The following is a 19975-nucleotide window of genomic DNA, read 5'->3' as shown; positions in this document are numbered from 1 at the left end:
TTTAGGAAGTTTTTATATTTAAGGATTTACATAGGCTCATAACCAATGTAAATCCTTTTTTGTGTTTGAAATTTATATGAATATAAGATTTTTAATATTTATGTTAACAACAAGTAATACTTAAAAGCATATCAACACTATATTTAAAAAATTATATTTATCGTTTAATTTTTTTGTTATTTATTTATTCTAATTATTTGACATTTATAATTATGGAATTATTATTGTTCTTTGAAAGCGCTTGCAAAAATAATTAATAACGAGGTGAATTTGAGTTATGGTAGGAATTAATAAAAATAATTGGTGGAGAAATGCTGTAGGATATCAAATTTATCCTAAAAGTTTTAATGATAGCAATAATGATGGCATTGGAGATATTAATGGAATTATTAATAAAATTCCATATATTAAATCATTAGGTGTTACATTTGTTTGGATATCACCTTTTTTTGCTTCCCCAAATATTGATAATGGTTATGATGTATCCGATTACGAAGCAATCGATCCTCAGTATGGAACAATGTATGATGTAAAAAACATGATACATAAGTTTCATCAAGCTGGAATTAAGGTCGTTTTTGATTTAGTAATTAACCATACATCTGACAAAAATAAATGGTTTGAGGAAGCAAGAAAAAGCAAGAACAATCAACATCATGATATGTATATTTGGAAGCCAAATATTGACAATAAGGAACCCAATAATTGGAAATCACTTTTTGGTGGATCAGCTTGGGAATATAACAAAGATACTAATGAGTATTATTATCATTTATTTGCAAAACAACAACCAGATTTAAATTGGGAAAATAAAAAAGTTCATGAAGAAGTTGCTGAAATTATTCACTGGTGGAAAATACAAGGAGTGGATGGTTTTAGATTAGATGCAATTTCACACTTAAAAAAATTACAAACATTTGAAAATGTTGATAATCCCGATAAAGCTATGAATGATGTTCCTGGAATTGATAAGTACTTAAAATTTTTAAGTGATCAATTTAAAAAGAATGATTTAATGACTGTAGGAGAAGCAGGTGGCGTTCCATTAGTTAGAGCTAAAAAATGGGTTGATCAAAAAAATGGCTATTTTAGTATGATCTTTCAATTTGATCATGTTAGCTTTTGGGAAAAATTTGATATTGGGAAAATTGATGTATCGAAATTAAGAAAAGTTCTTACTAAATGGCAATACGGACTTAATGATAGTGGTTGGAATGCCTTGTTTATTGAAAATCATGATTTACCAAGAGCGGTTTCATACTTTGGGGATGGAAATGAGAATTATAAAGATGAGACTGCTAAAACATTAGGAATGATGTATTTCTTAATGAAAGGAACACCGTTTATCTATGAGGGACAAGAGCTGGGAATGAGTAATGTTCAATTTGATAAAGTAGATGATTTTAGAGATTTGGATAGCATTAGATACTATCATGAACAAATAAAAAAAGGTGTTCCTACTAGTGAAATTATGAAGCATCTAAACGGTAAGAGCCGTGATAACGCTAGAACACCTATGCAATGGAATAGTAATAAATATGCTGGATTTAGTAATCATAAACCATGGATATCTATGAATCCCAGTTATTTAAAACAAAATGTAGCTAAAGAAAATCAAGACCCAAATTCTGTTTTAAATTTTTATCGTAAATTAATCAAATTACGTTTAAATGACAATATATTGTTAAATGGTGATTACCATTTAATAGATACAAATGATAATCAATTATATGTATATACGAGAAGCGTTAATAATAAAAGTTATTTAATAATTACTAATTTAAGTTCCAATGTTGCGTCGTTTGTTTTTCCTAAGGAAATGAAATTAAAACAGATATTATTTGTTGGTACCAATAAATATGATGACAAGAAAATCACTTTGGCCCCATGGGGTTCAGCTCTCTATAAGGAGATGATAGGACGTGAAACTAACTAATAAAGTAATGTTAATAACATATCCAGATAGTTTGGGTAACAATTTAACTGATTTGAAAAATATATTGGATGAATATATGGATAAGGTTATTGGTGGATTACATATTCTACCATTTTTCCCATCTTCAGCTGATCGAGGATTTTCACCAAAAGACTATACAAAAGTCGATCCTAAATTTGGGAACTGGAATGATATTAAAGATCTATCCAATTCGTATTATTTAATGTTTGATTTTATGATTAATCATATCTCAAGGCATTCCAAGTATTTCATTGATTTTAAAAAAAATCATAACAATTCTCCATATAAGGATATGTTTATTAATTGGGATGATTTTTGGAATTCCAAAAATCCACAAAAATTTGATTTGGGTCTGATTTATAAACGCAAGCCAAAAGATCCAGTTCAAGAATTTTATTTCGATGATGGTGAGTTAGGGAAGGTTTGGAATACCTTTGGCGATGAACAGATTGATCTTAACGTAACCAAACCAGTAACACAAAAATTCATTAAAGATACATTAACATTTTTAATGAATCATGGAGCATCGATTATTAGATTAGATGCATTTGCATATGCAATTAAAAAAGTTGGAACGAATGATTTTTTTGTTGAGCCGGATATTTGGGAACTTCTTGATAGTATTGAAAAAATAGTAAAACCGCGTGGGGTTAAAATTTTACCTGAAATACATGAAAATTATCATATTGTGAGGAAACTAACAAATCATGGTTATTATAGTTATGATTTTGCTCTTCCTATAGTGGTTCTTTACAGTTTATATTCTGGAAATGTTGATCCTTTGATTTGGTGGCTTAAAAATAGTCCAATGAAGCAGTTTACAACATTAGATACCCACGATGGAATTGGAGTAGTTGATGGCAAAGGTATTTTAACAGATAAAGAATTGGATTTTACTAAAAATGAAATGTACAAGATTGGGGTTAATGTTAAGAAAGTATATTCAAGTAGCAAATATAACAATTTAGATATATATCAAATAAATACTACCTACTATTCTGCACTTGGTAATGATGATAAGTCGTATCTAATAGCTAGAGCAATACAAATATTTGCTCCAGGAATACCACAAATATATTATGTTGGATTGTTAGCTGGTAAGAATGATATTGATCTTTTGGAAAAAACTAAAGAGGGTCGTAATATAAATCGTCATTATTATTCCAAAAAAGAAATTGAGGAAAATATTAATCGACCAGTTGTAAAAAACTTATTTAATATTTTGAGATTTAGAAATAAAAGTAAATCTTTTGATTTAGAAGGATCTATTAACGTAAGCAAAACAGATGATACGAGTCTTAAAATTGTCCGTTCATCTAGAAATAACAATAATAAAGCTACTATGACTGCTGATTTAAAAATCAAAAAATTAAAGATTATTGAGTCTATTAATGGAGAAAGTAAAATAATTATAAATATATAAGGAGAAAAACAATGGCTGATAAAAAGACGGAACATTTACCAAATTTAGCAACTTGGTCAATATTAGCATTAACCTTAGGTTGTTTTGGTATTAATATGGCTGGATCAATTCAAAGTTCTCAAATGGGAAGAATTTTCCAAACGATTGGTGCTGATCCAACTAATTTAGGATATTTTTTCATACTTCCACCATTAGTTGGAATGATTGTTCAACCACTAATTGGAAAGTATTCAGATATGACATGGACTAGATTTGGAAGAAGAATGCCATACACTATGGTATTTGCACCAATTGCAGCTCTCATGTTAATTTTGTTACCAAATTCAGGATCATTAGGGTTTGGATATGGTTCTACAGCTGCTATGTTTTTTGCAGCATTTTCTATTTTATTTATGGATTTAGCGACTAATGCTTCGATGCAACCATTAAAAATGGTTATTAGTGATATGGTTAATAAAGATCAAGAAAACTTTGCTTGGTCTTGGTCTTCAAACTTTAGTAGTATTGGCGGAATTCTAGCAACATTACTTCCATTTATCTTAACATTTCTTGGGGTTTCTAATGTGGGCAAACGAGGTTCTGTACCGAATTCAGTAATTTGGTCTTGTTACATTACGGCGGCTATTTTATTGATTACCATTACATTTTCAGTATTTTCTGTGCATGAATATAATCCAACTCAATATGCTAAATATCATGGAATTTCGATTGAGGAAAACAAAAAAACTCCTAGTTTTATTACCTTATTAAAAAATGCACCAAAATCTTTTTGGCAATTATCTTTAATTGAGTTTTTCTGTTGGTTCCCTATGCAGTATATGTGGACTTATAGTACTGGAGCAATTGCTAAAAATGTTTATCATGTTACTAATCCAACTTCTGCTGCATATCAAGCTGCAGGTAATTGGTACGGTGTTTTATTTGGTATTTTTTCGTTAGTTGGTGTTGGCTGGGGTCTAGTCATTGCAAAAACCAAGCCACGGCAAAGAAAATTTATGTACAAATTAGGAATTGCTTTGGGGGCTTTAGGCTACCTTTCAGTTTTCTTCATTACTAACAAATGGTTGTTAATCGTTTCTTACTCACTTTTGGGAATAATATTTGTTACTATGAATACTATCCCATTTACTATTCTGAGCGATACACTTGGTGGAAAACATCAGGGCTCTTACTTAGGACTGTTTAATATTAGTATCTGTCTTCCTCAAATTATTGCTTCGATAGGTAGTTTTATTATTTTTCCATTGGTTGGGAAATCAATGCCAGCGATGTTTATTGTTGCAGCCGTAGTTGCTTTTTGTGGGATTTTCTTTGTTCAATCAGTTTCTACAAAAAAGGCATAACAATTTTATAAATAAGTAAACACATACTTATGAAAGTTATATATTAAAGAACTTATACGAATATTATATTTGTATAAGTTCTTTTTGCTTTTAATTATTATTAAATTATTTACACTTTACCTAATATAATAAGTTAACAAAAAGTTTCATACTAGTGTTATGAAAATATTATGTAATTTAAAATTAGAAAATAACAAAAAATTTTATTTATAAAGATTCTAGTTAAGCTTTATTTAGCACAGTTAATAGAGTTTTAGGGAAATCATTCATAAATATGTTGATCGGTTTATCTTCAAGTGAAATCGAAAAAGGCTTATATTACTGGCATCTTTGTGGTATAAGTCATTAAAATATTAAACTTTTATATTGTACCTCAAGTTTTGTTTTTAAATTTAAACAAATATTATTCACAACAAAAGATTCCAAATCGGATAAACTACAATACTATTTCCCTCTGGTAGATCTAAAACAATTCTCCATATTTATTTGAATGAGTTTCTTTACACATTGCACTAACCCAGCTGGGAAATTGAATCAAAAGTTTTTGCTTTTCTTTTTTTCTTTTTAATTTATAATCTGATACTTTTACTAAAACGTAAATACTCACTAGATTTTTATTATCAATTGTTAATTTAATTGTGTAATTATTGGGATTGTTACTAATTTGTTTAATAGCATTTTTACTCTTATTAAGTTTAACTAGTACTTTACTATTTTTGTTAAAATATTTTTTAATAATTCCAGAGATGATAGTTAATATACCACCATTAATAGAGTAATTAACCTCAAATGTATTTTTTGGAAAGGGGTTCCAGAACCGAGTCCAGTCAATAAACAATGATAGGATTAAAGTTCCGATAATAGTGAGCATTGGAATTGAATAGGTAAGACATTTGAAAAATATAGATTTTAATCTGTTGAAATTAATTTGTTTCATTTAAACAAATTAATTTCAAGTTTGATAGACTTATAATTTTTGGATTTTATTCCAATTATTCCATTATTTTTAATTCTTACATGACTATCATGTTCTAAATCGTTGGATGTTAATTCTTTAATTTCTATACAATTTTTATTATTCAATGTGGTTAATTTATTTAGTATATCTATTATATTTTGTTTATTTTTTTCTGTTTTAATGTTTTTAATTTTGAGTTAATATTTTTCTCAAAAAAAAAAGAATCATGTTCCATAAATTCTATACTAGTTAACGTAAAATCATCTTTATAAAATAGCATTTTAAATAACTTAATTATTAAGTCTGAAGTTAAAGAGACTTGTTCGAAGCCATTTTTACTCATATTTTCTAAGTAGTGGTAATAACTAACTTCATTAGCTAGATAAGGTTGAATAGTGAATATTCCTGAGTTGCTTTTTTAAAGTCAATGAATACTTTTCCACGGAATTCTTTCATTATTATCCCCCTAACTTGCCTTTCGAATATATTTGTATGCTAGCATATGATTGCTTCTTTATAAAGTTTTTTAAGTTAATCTTTGTTGTTTAATTTATAAAATTAATGTCGTATTAATAGAATTTAATTATTAACTATTTTAATTGTAATGATAGACTTATATTAAAGTTGAAAATAGATAATTGTGAGGAATAAATTTTGAGTGATAATTTTGATGATAGACCTTATAAGAATGATGAAAAAAAAGCTATAGAATATATAAAATCTCTATTGGATAAAGCGGTAAATGAAAAGAGATTGACAGATGAAAGAAGATTAAGAGAAGTTCTCCATTTGCTTAATAGGAAGAAGTTTGGATTGGTATGGGAAAGCCATGCTGAGGAAGTACTTGATGAATTAAAAGATAGTATCCCTTTTTTTAAAGAAATACCATCTAAACAAATAAGTGAAGATTCAAATAATAATCAATATAATTTTCTTCTAGAAGGAGATAATTTAGTTACTTTAAACTTACTTAATCGATCTTTACATGCAAAAATAGATGTTATTTATATTGACCCTCCATATAATACAGGACATAAAGATTTTAAGTATAACGATCAGTTTGTTAATAGTAATGACAAGTATATTCACTCTAAATGGTTAAGTTTTATGAATCATAGAATGAGAGTTGCTAGAGAACTTATGAGTCCGAATGGAGTTATGTTTATAAGTATTGATAATAATGAATATGCTGAATTAAAATTGTTAATGGATGAAATTTTACCAAATGGATATGTCACTACAATTCATGTACAAATGTCAGCTACTCAAGGACAAAAGGTTGGAGCTGCGAAAAGTGGCAATATAGTTAGAAATGGTGAGTATATATTAGTCTATTCAAAATCAGGTAAAAAAAATATAATAAAACATCCTATACTAGATAGTGTTAATTATGATTCACATTATAATAAAATATTAGAAAAAATAGATGAGAACACTTTTTCTCAACATCCATTAGCAGAGGTTCTTGAAAGTAATAAAAGTATTTATAATCAACTTCAATCATTTGGATTAGTTAAAACAGGTAAAAAATTAAGTAATTCTAAAATACGTCAATATTATAATAATTCTCCTTTAACTAAGTCTTTTATAAATAGTAATGCTGATAGAATTGTTCGTGAGGACAGAGCAATTAACATTGAAAAACCAGAAAGTTATATTCCCGGTATTGTGTATAAATATAAATCAAAAACACGTTCTTATTATATAAGAAAGAGAGACAACGGAAAATTTCTACAACAAATTCAATTATCTAAAAAGATGGGTAAATCAGATGATTTTGAATCTACTTATGGCCCAACAACCATTAGAGGAGATTGGTGGAACAACTTTTATCTAGATATGGGAAATGTATCTAAAGAAGGAACAGTAAAGTTCAAAAATGGGAAAAAACCTGTACGCTTAATTAAACAACTTGTTAAAATGGTTTCGGATAAAGATTCTATTATATTAGACTTTTTTGCCGGTTCTGGTACGACTGGGCATGCAGTATCTGAATTAAATAATGAGGATAATGGTCATCGTAAATTTATTATTGCTACAAATAACGAGGGAAATATAGCTGAGAGTGTTACTTATAAAAGAATGAAAAATATCAGTAAAAAATTAAAATTAAATTTAAAATATTTCAAAGATGATTCAATTAAAAAAGACGAAGTGATTTCAGAAAGACCTTTTTTAGAAAATATTAAGCCTTTAATTGAACTACAGAATTTCACTAATTTGAAGGGGTCCAATATTGCTATTGTTATAGATAGAAGTGATGTAGACAAAGTAGATTTAAATGAAAAAAATAAAATTTATATGCGTAAACAAGTTCATGAAATGTTGTCAGTTGATCAGAAACAAGGGTATGACAATAGTGGAGCTGAAATTATTGATATTCCAGATGAATTTTATGGCAATGAAATTAAGGAGTTGATCGACTAATGTCCTTTAAGAATATAGATTTTCAAAATTCTGCTGTTATGAATTTGTTAAATGCTTATGTAAGTGACAATAAAAACATTATATTACAAGCGCCAACTGGATCAGGTAAAACTGCTATCTTAATTAAATTAATGGATAAGATCGCTTCGAATGATGATACTAAGGATATTGCTTTTGTTTGGTTAACACCTGGAACGGGTGACTTAGAAGAACAATCATGGAATAAGACTGCTGATAACGCAAATATAATCCATGCTCAATTACTTGATGATGCATTGGCCGATGGATTTAGAAAAAACACAGTAACCTTTTTAAATTGGGAGAAGGTAACGAAAAAGGGAAATATAGCCATGGCCGATGGAGATAAGAAAAACTTAGAACAAGTTGTTGAAGATGCGGCTAATGAAAATATAAAATTTGTTATTGTAGTTGATGAGGAACATTATAATGACACAGAGAAATCTAATAAAATAATTGGTATGTTTAATCCAATTAAAACATTTAAAGCCAGTGCAACACCAATTGAAGATGACAAAGCTAGGAAAGTAAAAGTTCCTGAAGAGGATGTAATATCTTCAGGGCTGATAACAAGAAGTGTTTTAGTAAATGATCAATTTGATAATCCATTATCAGATCAAATCTTTAGTGGAGCTGATTCTGATTTTATAGATGCATCATATAAAAAGAGAATTGACATAAAAAATGAGTATCAAAAACTATCTAAAGATATTAATCCTCTAGTTTTAATACAATTTCCAGATGAAAATCGTTATAGTGATGAAGTTAATGATAAAGTGAAAGAAGTAACAGAATACTTAGTTAATGAATTAGGTGAATCGAGTGATAATATTGGGATTTGGTTGGATAAGAAAAAAAAGAATATAGAAAATGTTAAAGATAATAACTCAAATGTTAATTTTTTATTAATGAAACAAGCGATTTCAACAGGGTGGGATGCGCCAAGAGCTAAAATACTTGTTAGTTTAAGATTGAATTCATCGGCCACCTTTAAGGTTCAGACAATTGGAAGAACTAGGAGAATGCCAGAACAAAAGCATTATGATAATTCATTACTTGATAATTCATTTGTCTATTCTAATGATAGTAATTATGTTAGTGATATTATTAAGTCACATTCTGGATCTAGTTTAGTCCAGATGGGAAGAAGTCAGAAGATAGATCCCTATATGTTTAATCTTGTTTCTTTAAAACGAAAAAATAAAGTTACTAAAGATTTAAATAGCGTTACTAAAGATTTAGAGGATGAATTTAGATATGAATTTAGTCTAACAAAGGATCCTGAGAAAAATAAAAAGAAATTAGAAAAATTTGGGTGGATATTTGGCAGAACTGTTAAAACTGGGATTCGTTCTGGGTCTATAACCAGAATTTCTGATTATGTAAATCTTGCCACTGTCCCTGCAAATTTAATTATTCAGAGTACACGTTCTTGGGGTTTTCGCTATGATGCTTCATTGGAAATTTTAATTCGTTATTTACATGTCGGAAATGATATCAAAAAAGTGAATAGTATTATTAAGGAACTCTTTGGGATGGATGATCAAGGATCTTCATCATATAAATTATTGAGTCTGTCCCCTAAAGATAGATATGCATTTGTTATAAATAATGCGAATAGAATTAAAGATGTAGTAAGAAAAATGGATTCAAAGATGAGTAATTATATTCAAACTAATTTATTTGATTCCGATAGTAAAAATTTATATGACCATGTTAAAATGTATTTGCCATCAAGAGATGGTTATTTAGATAACGGTAAACATGGCAAACTTCTAAAAAAGAATGTTTATAGAGGATATTCAACTTCAAACTTTGTGAAACAAACTTATCCAGAAAGAATGTTTGAAGAATTTGCTGAAAAGGAAGACGCAATTAAGTGGGTATATAGATCTAAAGATCATGGACAAAATTATTTTTCTATTCCATATGATTCTAATGTAAGAGATTATTATCCTGATTATTTTGTAAAACTATATAATGGTGATACTTATATAATTGAAACAAAGGGGGGAGAAGGTTCTCAAATTGACAAGTATGCTGGATCAAAATTTCAGTCTTTAAAAGATTATGTACATAGTCCATTAGCTAATGGTGCTAAATTTGCTTTTGTTCGGCCACTAAATGGAATTTTAATGTATGATAATACCGAATGGGATGAAAATATGACTAGTTCTGATCATTGGAAACCACTAGTAGAACTATTTGATAAGAACAGTTAGTTAATTATAGATTTGCTTTATGTAAGTATGGATAATGCGTTAACTATTTGGAACAATAAAGATTATAAAGGTGTTTAAAAGTTATATAAAAATACTCTCATAATTTGAAATGCTATATGAAGTGCCACATGATTGTTATGTATTAAATAATTTACTATTTATTTTTCATATTCAAACAAAGTAAAGTAAGAAAAAGACTCATATCGATATTAGTATCGATATGAGTCTTTTATATTCTACCAGCAAGTACTTATTTAATTATCTCCTTTCCCATTGCTTTCCCAGACTCTTCCTTTTGTTTAAAATCTTTCCTTTGCTTTTCATCTAGTCCATCTAGATACCATGATCCTTCAAATGGATTTCGATGTTTAGGTGTTAATTTTAATGACCCATCGCTTTCTTTTTTAATATCAAAGTCAGTACCTAAAGGATAGTTAAATCTTTTTGGAATTGTAATTACATTTTTATTTCCGACTTTTCTAAGTTTCATTAATAAGTCCTCCTTCAAGAATTTGGATAATAACGATTTCATCTGGCACCTTACCACGCAGTGAGCTATGCTTAAACTGTAATGATTATCCATTGATATTAATTACTTAACTTTAATCAGGAGGGGCCCATGAAAAAGAAAAAGTATTTCATCGTTACTGGAGTATTGATACTGTTAGTGATCGTCTTAGCTGGTGCGAGTTTTGTTGCTTTGCACCATCATCACAAGAAACAGATCAGTAAGGGCATGAGCATGGCCAGTTTTCCATCAAAGTTTCGCGGAGCTTGGTACTCGTACTCAACTAAAACCAATCGGTACAGCATCATCCGCAACACGAAAAGGACGAGTTCAGCGACTATTTATGGAGCCGACTCCAAACCAGATACATATTGTGTCACGATCCATCAAACCAAGTATAAGCCCCATTTTAAAGAAATTGGTAATCGCACTAAACTTAGTAATAGTTACATAAAAAAGACCGAAAATTGGTCGTTATTACGCAACATGAGTTACATTCCGTGGCAATCAGGTCCAAAGGGAAGGGCGGCCACCGTTAATCTGTACGGTTGGACGCAATCAACTGGTGATGGGATTTACCTCCAAGAACGGCGTCAGAAAGTCGACGATTACCACGTTGACATGTTGACGTTCGTCAATAACGGGGTGAATCCGATCGTTGACATGAACGAGGGTGGTCATTTCTATCGCAGTAAGCAACTGGCGCAGAAGTTAGCTGGTTGCAAGTACCATCACGAGTTTCGGTACGTTAAAGACTACTAAATTATTTCAATAGATTACTTAAGTCTTCCCAGCCGCATCCACCTGAAGTCGGACCGTGATAGTTAGAATTTCCATTATCTTGACAGCCAAACAAGTTATTCACTTGTCTGGATATCATTTCCTCCAGACTTCTGATTTTGTAGGAGTACTCCTCCTGTTTCTTGATAAAGGGAAAAGAGCCGTCCAGATAGATCGGAGTGGCAAGGTCGTTGAAGTACAACTCCAGACGGTCGTCGCCCTTGCGAATCATATGATTGAGGTTGTGATAGGCGATCCACGACGTGTTGCGCTTGCAGTGGTCAATGGACTTTAAGCGCAGGAGTTGGACGTCATTTCGAACGTACGGGATGTTTTTGTTAATCTGACAGTGACTCGCCAGCGTTTTGATTTTATCAAGGGACAAATGGTTCTTTTGCCACAACTCTTTCATCAGGACGTTGGTAGTTTGCTTCACGAGGGTAAAGCCTGAGACACGGTCGACGACGAGGGAATTAAATTGATTGCGGGCGTCCTTTAAATTGATGAGCAACAGGACCGAATCCCAGTTGATGGTGTAGGTGGTTAGTTTCCGGTTCACCTGTGACGGTAAAATCGAATTGATGTCGACCGCGAATTCGTTTCTCATCTTTCGTTTAAGTGGTTCACATAGATTCAGTGGTAATTCATTTAATTCCATGATATTTCTCCTTTTTTGTTTGTTCATTATTTAGATACGCACTTTAGGGAGCAATTTTTCATGAATTTCGATTATTTAAAATAAAATACCATTACCACCATTAAAAATAAGCTCTAGTGATCATCACTAGAGCTTATTAGGATATCAATGTGTGAAAGATTATTTGAGGTATTTACGACGCTTGTCAGCTAATCCAAAGATGCCCATCAGAGCCATGAGAAGTCCGACGATTGACAACCAACTAGTATTTGATTGACCGGTTTGAGGAAGGGTCACGTTTGAATTTCCCTGCTTCTGGTTCGTCAGATTATTAGCCTTGACAGATTGATGATAAGCAAGCGGTGAGATGGTTAAACGAGAACCAGCTTGATTACTGATGCGGTACTTAACTTCGGTTAACGGGGTTACGCCAGACGCATTGACCTGGACGCTTTCAGGACGAACCATTTCCGTATGGTTGATGTAAGCTGCCCGTGGTTTTGTGGTCCGTTGGGCGCGGTCAATGGCGTGGTTAATGATTTGAGCGTGCGCCTTTTTGGTCGTGTTTTGACCACTAGCTTGGTTAGCAGCCTGCTCGTCATGAGCCAATTCGGCTTGGTCCTTTGCTAGGTCACTCTTAGCCTTGTTTAAAGCGGCTTGATCTGCTGCCGCTTGTTTTTCAAGGTCGGATAACTTCGCCTTATCGTTGGCTAGTTTAGCTTTGGCGTTAGCTAAGTTATTGGCCTCATTTTGATAATTAATCAGTTGTTTTTGTAAAGCGGCCAGTTTAGCTTGGTCATCTTGCAGTTGCTTTTCTGCTTTTTCAAGGGCCTTTTGTTTATTGATGAGGTCTTGGGTAGCCTTGTCTAAGTCACTTTGAGCCTGTTCGTTAGCGGCCGTTGCCTTTTGTAACTCGTCGTGATCGTTATGGAGTTGGTTAGTGTCGTTTGCGACCCGTTGTCTAGCTTGAGCTAACTTGTTCTGTAGGCCAGGAAGGGCAGCGTTGTTGTGGTCGATGATTTGTTGCTGCTGGGCAATCTGCTTGTTTAAGTCGTTGATTTCGGTCTTGGCTTTGTGAATGTTAGCGGACCATTTATCCGGATCATACTGGGTAACTTGTTTTTCATCGTTACCTAATTGATTGGTCAAGCGTCCCAGCTTGTTTTGTGAGTTTTCTAGCGTTTGTTGATTACGTTTGATTGCTCCTTTACAGTCCGAGATTAATTCGAGCGTGTCATTGATTTGGCGTTCCAGTTTTTCGGGAGTCGCAATAAATGTATCACTTACACTAAATTTAGTTGAATCCTGAATTTGACTTGGGCTAATCAAAACCAAGTGAACCTGACCGTAGTTATCAACACCGATGCCAAGGTACTTGTCGTTATTGACGTTTCCGGTCTGCGGGTCGAGACCTAGAAGACTCATCTCGTGGGCATCCGATGCCTTACTGTCATTAAACAGCAAGTTCATAATTATACTGTAAAGTTTGGAGTAGATGGTATCCATAGTGGTGTAGTTGTCAAAGGTCATGTCACCAAGGGTAACGATTTCATAACCATCCGCTCCGGGGTAAACTTTCAGCCCATACTTGGCTGCCAAGTTGTTGATGGCATTGACGTCATAACCATTTTGGTTATTAATGTTCCAATCATCTTGGTTATAAGCGTTCATCAAGTCGTCAACAAATTGGTTCATACTATAACCACCGATTGCAATGTCCGTGGTACCAAACTGTTTGTGGATTTGGTTAATGAGCCATTGGACGTATTCTGCCATTTCGAGTTTTTGATTATTGGTGAATTGCGGGGTTTCCTGGCCATTACTGTTAGACTCGACGTAGACATAATCCTGTTTCGCAATGTCGCTCGGTTGATAGTGGTTGGCGGCCATTGCCGCATTATCAAACTGGTTGAACCAGTCGGAGGCGTTTTCGTTTGGATGTTGTTGTTTCCATTGCTGAAATCCCTGTAAGGTCATACCAGCGGGAATGTGAATGCTTTGCTCAAAGGCACTCTCGGACTGTTTCTCGTCGTTTAAGGTACTTTGCGCGTCACTAAGGGTCGAGTTCCACGAATTAATGTCATCTTGCGCGTTACTAATTGCTTGGTTCGTTTTGTTGACGGCATCTTGATCGTGTTTAACGTTGTTTTCGGCCTCGTCATGCTTTTTCTTAGTGGCAGCTTTCCACTTGTCTAAGTTGTCGAGCGTGGTCTGGGTATCCGCTTTTTGTTGCTTAGCCTGGTCTTGTTTTTGTTGGGCGTCCTTGGTGCTCTGTTCGTTGTTGTCAACGGCACTTTGCGCTTGATTTTGAGCGTCAGTATCGTGGTTTAACTGGTTCTGGTCGTTGTTAACGGCGCTCTGGGCTTGGTTTTGGGCCTGCTGAGTATTATCAGCGTTCTTCTCATCTTTTTCCACGGTTGCCTGGGCGTCATTTTCGGCTTTTTGATCGTTATCAACTTGACTTTGGTCCTTTTTAATGTCGTTATCGGTCTGATTAATTTGGTCCTGAGTCTTTTTGATGTTTTCGGGAGTGGCATCGGCCGCTTCTTTTTGGGCCTGGTCAACGGCAGTTTGGTCTTTGTTCACCACCCCTTGTTGATTACTTACGGCTTGAGAGTCGGAATCGACGTTCTTTTGGTCGGTGTTTACAGCCGTTTTGTCATTTGTGACCTGATTTTGATCAGTTGAGACGGCATTAGATGTGTCATTTTGTTGTTGACTAGTGGGTTGCGTCTGGACGTTTGCACTAGCAGTATTGTTGAATACTCCCACTGCAAACACTCCCGACGCTACCAAAGCGCTTCTAGTAGTAATCCTTAGCCAACGTTTATGTAGCCTTACTGGATTCACGTGCGACTGATGACTATCATCTTTTGATACCTTACAATTATCATACTTAATAAATTTACTCATAACATAAGTCCTTTCTGCTTATAAATTATTTTGCATAATTGATAATACTATAAGGACTTTTATAATACAATTGTTTTAAGTAAAAAATGATAATTATGTGAGTTGGTCTTATTTCAATAAATAAAAACCAGCGCGTAAAGCGCTGGTTTAATCATATTCAGTTTGGAGTTAAACGAGCCACCAAATAATCAAAGCAATGATGAAGACGATTAAGGCTAATCCGAGCCAGTCTTTATACGTTGGCCGATGTGGTGTCATCGTGATGATTATGTGCTTTCCAATTTTCCATTCTCTCGTTTTCATGTCATACCTCCCATATGTAATTGATGATAGTGTGTTATACTAAAAGTGTAGTAAGGAGCGAGCGTGAATCGCTCCCTAAATGAATTACCATTTAAAAACAAATGTGAGACTTAGAGAAGGTAATTTGAAGCTGATTTCAAATGCCGTTAATCTAAGTCTTTTGTTGTTTTTAGAGGCCATAGTCATCACCTCCTTACTACATTTACTATAATGCACTAGTATGGAAGCATTTAAAACACTTTTTCTATTTCATTGTATATAATGATAAATTAATTTATTTTTGATGATAAAAATGTGCTACCTTCTCAACAATTCCCGTTTTTTCCGTTCAAACTCTTCTCTAGTAATGATGTGATCATCCATCAACTTTTTGAACTTGCGGATTTCATCTGCCTCTGAAACGGGTCCGTGGTCTGTTTCCTTGGAAAAAAGGTGGTGAGGGTACTCGTCAACATCCCCACAAAACTAATCCCGACCAGCATCAAAACGACAGCGATTCCCTTGCCAATCTTAGTCTTGGGACTAATGTCACCATAGCCGACGGTCGTGGTGGTCGCAATGGCCCACCAGATCGAGTTAGTGAGCGACGTGTTTTCGACGATGGAGTGGAGGCCAGCAGATAGCAAGATAATAATCGTACATATGAGTAATAGGTAAATAAAGCCGTTGGTTTTAAGAAACCGTTCGATTCGTTCCTTGAATTTACCAAGGACACCCGCGACCCTGAAAAGTCGGAAGATGCGGGTTAATCGGGTTACCCGAGAGATTTTGAAGAAAGATAAGCCGTACCCAAACGGAATGATTGCGAGTAAATCAAACAGATGAGTTTTTACGTACTGCCATTTTGGTTTGGCAAGCAAGAGCCCACCGAAGTAGTCGACGGTGAAAATCACCCAGATGGCATCGTCAATAGCCACGTATGGTTCAGCGTCAAGATTAAGCTTATTTAAGAACTGAAGAACGGTCAGCACAATGGAAATTATTGCTAATAAGATAATCATTGCATCGTAGGTATTTCTGATAATTGGTTTGGTCACGTTCACATCACCCATCACATAGTATATATTTATTTTACCAGTCCTTAGGATCGTTTATAACAACTTCAAAAGGGTTCACTACCAAAAATGATAGTGAACTCTTTTTGTTTTTGTTCTCATATTTGAATTGCTAATAATGTTGTGATACATCAATTTTTATCATGGAATAAAAATTATAATCAGAGAAATTGCACATCAGACGGCAATTACAATCGAACAATGATTATTAAATTATTATGGAAATCATATAATTATTTTTCACAAATTACCTACAAGCAACACTAAAAGTTACAAATAATATATTATGTAACATATATTTTGAAACCAGCTAAATTGTGATGATGTACGCAAATTAGTGCCACTCTACGAATTGTTCCGTCTATTATTTTAATTTTTAATAAATTGTTCATAAAATACTTCGTGAATTTTGTTCAAACCACGTTATTCTTGTGAAGTATTAATTAATTACTTGATTGGCAATAGACCTTAACGACCGTGATTGTAATTATTATTACTTCACAAAGCGTGTTTTTAAATGGAGTGGGAGGAGTTTTTATGTTAAGTAATCCAAAGAAACATTTCAAAATGTATAAAGCTGGAAAGCGGTGGATGGTCGCCGGGCTGGTGACCTTTGCTACCGTGTCTGGTTTAGCCGTCGGAGTAAGTGCTGATACCACCGCTCAACCGGCTGCAAATAATGTGAAAACCGATGCACAAGCGGCAGGTAGCGCAGTTCCTGTAAATGCTACTAAAGCTGCCCCAACGACAACTAATAATCAAACTCAGGTTGATAAGGCACCGACTGTTAACGAACAGCAGCCAGATGACCAATCGAGTCAATCTGCAACAAATAATGCGCAAGCAGAATCACAAACGACTCAAAAGAACACCGTTACCCCATCAGTGCAAGACCAAAGTGGTAACGATCAACCAGCAGTCGCTCAAGCAAATGACCAGCCCAATAATGGTCAATCAGCTGCCAAGCCTGCTAAACAGGACCAATCACAGACTAATAATCAAACGACTGATGCTTCAAATGCTCAACCTGACAAATCACAAGTAACCGATCAACCGGCTACCAACCAAAACGCTGATAACCAGGGTGTGAAGCAGCAAACTAACCCGGTCAAAGCCGACCAGCCACAGGTGGACCAAAACAAAGCGGCTGTTGTTCCAACGATTTCGAAGCAAGACCCAACCAAAACGACTGATGATCAAGCTAATTCAGTTGCTAACAACGTTCAAAATAACCAAGCTGTTCAATTTAACGCTCAACCCGTCAAAAACGTTCAATTAGCAGACCAGACCCAACAGGGAAACTGGGGATCGGCTAAGTACGTGTACGACTACAACACTGGCACTTTGTCATTTAATGATGGTGGAGACTTAGGTAACGAATTTTCCTATGATAATTGGTTGAGTAATAACTACTATAACGTTCAACACGTTGTCTTTAATTCCAAGGTAATTGTTGATGACGCTAACGGTCTCTTCGCTTATTGGAGTGGTGTTCAAGATTATCAAAACTTGTACAACCTTGACACCTCGAACTGTACCAAAATGACCAATATGTTCTTAGACAACCATGCACTTAAGTCGGTTGATTTGACGGGAATGAATACCAGTAATGTAACCGACATGGATGCTATGTTTTACACCAACGCTGGTTTGGATGGAATGACCGGAACTAAACTTGAATATGTAAACCTTGGTGGCATTGATACATCAAAGGTAACTAGATTCTATAACATGTTTAAAGATGATCAATTTTTGAAGCGTATCTACGGTATAAACAAGCTAAATACTAATAGTGCTCAAGTAATGCACAGCATGTTCCAATCTACTTATCGATTGGAAGGATTAGATGTAAGTAGTTTTAATACCAGTCATGTAACTGATATGGCTTACATGTTCTGCGGAACCGGTGTTTTAACTGACGGCTTCAACATCAAAGGTCTTTCAAACTTAAATACTAGTAAAGCAACTGACATGAGTTACATGTTTAACGGTGATCAAAGCATCACGGACCTAAGTGGAATTACCAACTGGGACACTAGTAACGTGACGTCGATGAGTAACATGTTTGCCAACTGCTCTGGCCTTAAAAGTTTGGACCTTTCCAACTTTGATACCCAAACCACTAACACGACTGACATGCTTGCAAACGATCAAAGTTTAAGTGAGCTCAAGTTAGGCAATGAAACTGGTTTGTTGGATTCTCATTTGCAAGCGGTTCCTAGTCAATACGCTGGTTGGGTTCAAGTCGACGCCAATGGCCACGTGATTCCTGGTCAGAATGCCTTATCTTCAGATGAATTAACCAACGGTGAAGCTCATCCCGGAACATGGATTTGGGGAAATCCAGTAAAAGATGAATCATCAATTCATGCTCAAGGAACTACGATCTATGCCGGTGATGCTGTCCCAACCGACGCTGCGGCTTATAACGCTGGAGCTACCAACGAAGATGGCACAAAAGCATCCATTACCAAAATCGATATTTCCAAAGTTAATAACCAAGTACCGGGTCAGTATCCAGTAACCATCACGGCCTCCAATGGTCAAAGTATGACGGTTACGGTCACTGTTCTAGCTAACCAAGCCAACATTACGGCTCACGGCATCTCCATTTATGCTGGCGACAACGTACCAACCGACGCCGCAGCTTACGGTGCTAGTGCAACTAACGAAGATGGAACAAAGGCAACGATTACCAAGATTGATACTTCCAAGGTTAATAATCAGGTACCAGGACAGTATCAGGTTGGCATTACCGCATCAAACGGCAAAACCTTCTTTGTTCCAGTAACAGTTTTAGCAAATCAGGCTAACATTACTGCTCATGGCATCACCATTTACGCCGGCGATGACGTTCCAACCGATGCCGCATCGTATGGCGCCACTGCCACAAACGAAGACGGCACAAAGGCAACGATTACCAAGATTGACACATCTAAAGTCAATAATCAGGTACCCGGACAATATCAAGTTGCCATTACCGCATCAAACGGTAAGACTTTCTTCGTACCAGTCACGGTTCTGGCTAACCAAGCCAACATCACCGCCCATGGCATTTCCATTTACGCTGGCGACAACGTGCCAACGGACCCAGCTGCTTACGGTGCCAGTGCCACAAACGAAGACGGCACACCCGCAACGATTACTAAGATTGATACTTCCAAGGTTAACAACCAAGTACCCGGACAGTATCAAGTCGCAATTTCTGCTTCTAATGGCAAAACCTTCTTTGTTCCAGTAACAGTTCTAGCTAACCAAGCCAACATTACAGCTCACGGCATTTCAATCTATACCGGCGACGACGTTCCAACCGACGCCGCAGCTTATGGCGCTAGTGCCACAAACGAAGATGGAACACCCGCAACGATTACTAAGATTGATACTTCCAAGGTTAACAACCAAGTACCCGGACAGTATCAAGTCGCAATTTC

Annotated in this window: 12 protein-coding genes and 1 pseudogene; 7 read left to right on the top strand and 6 right to left on the bottom strand. The window is 34.6% G+C overall.

Annotated elements, in window-relative coordinates; all coding sequences use genetic code 11:
• Nucleotides 1-277 precede the first annotated feature (277 nt).
• From AC6UD8_RS04995 to AC6UD8_RS04985, 3 genes are read left to right on the top strand one after another with little or no spacing between them, the layout of a single operon-like run.
• Entirely contained in the window at nucleotides 278-1936 is a 1659-nt protein-coding gene (locus tag AC6UD8_RS04995) for an alpha-glucosidase (RefSeq protein WP_500699674.1), read from the top strand.
• Nucleotides 1923-3380 (top strand): sucrose phosphorylase, encoded by a 1458-nt coding sequence (gtfA, locus tag AC6UD8_RS04990; protein ID WP_500699673.1) that lies wholly within the window; start codon nucleotides 1923-1925, stop codon nucleotides 3378-3380. The genes AC6UD8_RS04995 and gtfA overlap by 14 nt, the downstream gene beginning before the upstream one ends.
• Before the next feature lie 11 nt (nucleotides 3381-3391).
• Nucleotides 3392-4723 carry an SLC45 family MFS transporter gene (locus tag AC6UD8_RS04985; RefSeq protein WP_500695991.1) on the top strand — a complete coding sequence of 444 codons (1332 nt, stop codon included), beginning with the start codon at nucleotides 3392-3394 and terminating at the stop codon, nucleotides 4721-4723.
• A gap of 463 nt (nucleotides 4724-5186) precedes the next feature.
• Here the strand turns inward: AC6UD8_RS04985 and AC6UD8_RS04980 are convergent, their stop codons facing one another.
• Nucleotides 5187-5660, bottom strand: a complete 474-nt coding sequence (locus AC6UD8_RS04980; RefSeq protein WP_500723580.1) for a hypothetical protein — start codon at nucleotides 5658-5660, stop codon at nucleotides 5187-5189.
• A 675-nt stretch (nucleotides 5661-6335) separates the two neighbouring features.
• Between AC6UD8_RS04980 and AC6UD8_RS04975 the strand changes: the two genes are divergently transcribed.
• On the top strand, nucleotides 6336-8108 hold the full coding sequence (locus tag AC6UD8_RS04975) for a site-specific DNA-methyltransferase (protein ID WP_500699672.1): 1773 nt from the start codon (nucleotides 6336-6338) through the stop codon (nucleotides 8106-8108).
• Nucleotides 8108-10348 carry a DEAD/DEAH box helicase family protein gene (locus AC6UD8_RS04970; protein WP_500699671.1) on the top strand — a complete coding sequence of 747 codons (2241 nt, stop codon included), beginning with the start codon at nucleotides 8108-8110 and terminating at the stop codon, nucleotides 10346-10348. The genes AC6UD8_RS04975 and AC6UD8_RS04970 overlap by 1 nt, the downstream gene beginning before the upstream one ends.
• A 250-nt stretch (nucleotides 10349-10598) precedes the next feature.
• Here AC6UD8_RS04970 and mazE read toward each other — a convergent pair whose 3' ends face one another.
• On the bottom strand, nucleotides 10599-10838 hold the full coding sequence (gene mazE, locus AC6UD8_RS04965; protein ID WP_500699670.1) for a type II toxin-antitoxin system PemI/MazE family antitoxin: 240 nt from the start codon (nucleotides 10836-10838) through the stop codon (nucleotides 10599-10601).
• 129 nt (nucleotides 10839-10967) lie between these two features.
• Here mazE and AC6UD8_RS04960 point away from each other — a divergent pair, with 129 nt between their 5' ends.
• Nucleotides 10968-11618, top strand: a complete 651-nt coding sequence (locus AC6UD8_RS04960) for a hypothetical protein (RefSeq protein WP_500699669.1) — start codon at nucleotides 10968-10970, stop codon at nucleotides 11616-11618.
• 1 nt (nucleotide 11619) lies between these two features.
• Here the strand turns inward: AC6UD8_RS04960 and AC6UD8_RS04955 are convergent, their stop codons facing one another.
• The 4 genes and pseudogenes from AC6UD8_RS04955 to AC6UD8_RS04940 form a co-directional block, all read right to left on the bottom strand.
• Nucleotides 11620-12294 (bottom strand): hypothetical protein, encoded by a 675-nt coding sequence (locus tag AC6UD8_RS04955; protein ID WP_500699668.1) that lies wholly within the window; start codon nucleotides 12292-12294, stop codon nucleotides 11620-11622.
• 159 nt (nucleotides 12295-12453) lie between these two features.
• Complete coding sequence (locus AC6UD8_RS04950; protein ID WP_500699667.1) at nucleotides 12454-15186, bottom strand: LPXTG cell wall anchor domain-containing protein; 2733 nt, start codon at nucleotides 15184-15186, stop codon at nucleotides 12454-12456.
• 168 nt (nucleotides 15187-15354) lie between these two features.
• Nucleotides 15355-15489, bottom strand: coding sequence for a hypothetical protein (locus AC6UD8_RS04945; RefSeq protein WP_500699666.1), 135 nt, complete (start codon nucleotides 15487-15489; stop codon nucleotides 15355-15357).
• A 297-nt stretch (nucleotides 15490-15786) separates the two neighbouring features.
• Nucleotides 15787-16541 (bottom strand): annotated as a pseudogene (locus AC6UD8_RS04940) (ion channel).
• 540 nt (nucleotides 16542-17081) lie between these two features.
• Here AC6UD8_RS04940 and AC6UD8_RS04935 point away from each other — a divergent pair.
• The coding region (locus AC6UD8_RS04935; RefSeq protein ID WP_500699665.1) for a BspA family leucine-rich repeat surface protein at nucleotides 17082-19975 on the top strand (2894 nt) is incomplete at its 3' end.

It is taken from the genome of Fructilactobacillus sp. X1R3C1 (genome assembly GCF_059901545.1).
Note: the sequence above shows the minus strand (reverse complement) of the source record. Positions and strands in the feature narration are given on the sequence as shown.

Excerpts from the sequence above, each read along its gene's own strand:
- AC6UD8_RS04995 (WP_500699674.1), top strand. The coding sequence starts at position 278 with ATGGTAGGAATTAATAAAAATAATTGGTGGAGAAATGCTGTAGGATAT.
- AC6UD8_RS04985 (WP_500695991.1), top strand. The coding sequence starts at position 3,392 with ATGGCTGATAAAAAGACGGAACATTTACCAAATTTAGCAACTTGGTCA.
- AC6UD8_RS04980 (WP_500723580.1), bottom strand. The coding sequence starts at position 5,660 with ATGAAACAAATTAATTTCAACAGATTAAAATCTATATTTTTCAAATGT.
- AC6UD8_RS04970 (WP_500699671.1), top strand. The coding sequence starts at position 8,108 with ATGTCCTTTAAGAATATAGATTTTCAAAATTCTGCTGTTATGAATTTG.
- mazE (WP_500699670.1), bottom strand. The coding sequence starts at position 10,838 with ATGAAACTTAGAAAAGTCGGAAATAAAAATGTAATTACAATTCCAAAA.
- AC6UD8_RS04960 (WP_500699669.1), top strand. The coding sequence starts at position 10,968 with ATGAAAAAGAAAAAGTATTTCATCGTTACTGGAGTATTGATACTGTTA.
- AC6UD8_RS04955 (WP_500699668.1), bottom strand. The coding sequence starts at position 12,294 with ATGGAATTAAATGAATTACCACTGAATCTATGTGAACCACTTAAACGA.
- AC6UD8_RS04950 (WP_500699667.1), bottom strand. The coding sequence starts at position 15,186 with ATGAGTAAATTTATTAAGTATGATAATTGTAAGGTATCAAAAGATGAT.
- AC6UD8_RS04945 (WP_500699666.1), bottom strand. The coding sequence starts at position 15,489 with ATGAAAACGAGAGAATGGAAAATTGGAAAGCACATAATCATCACGATG.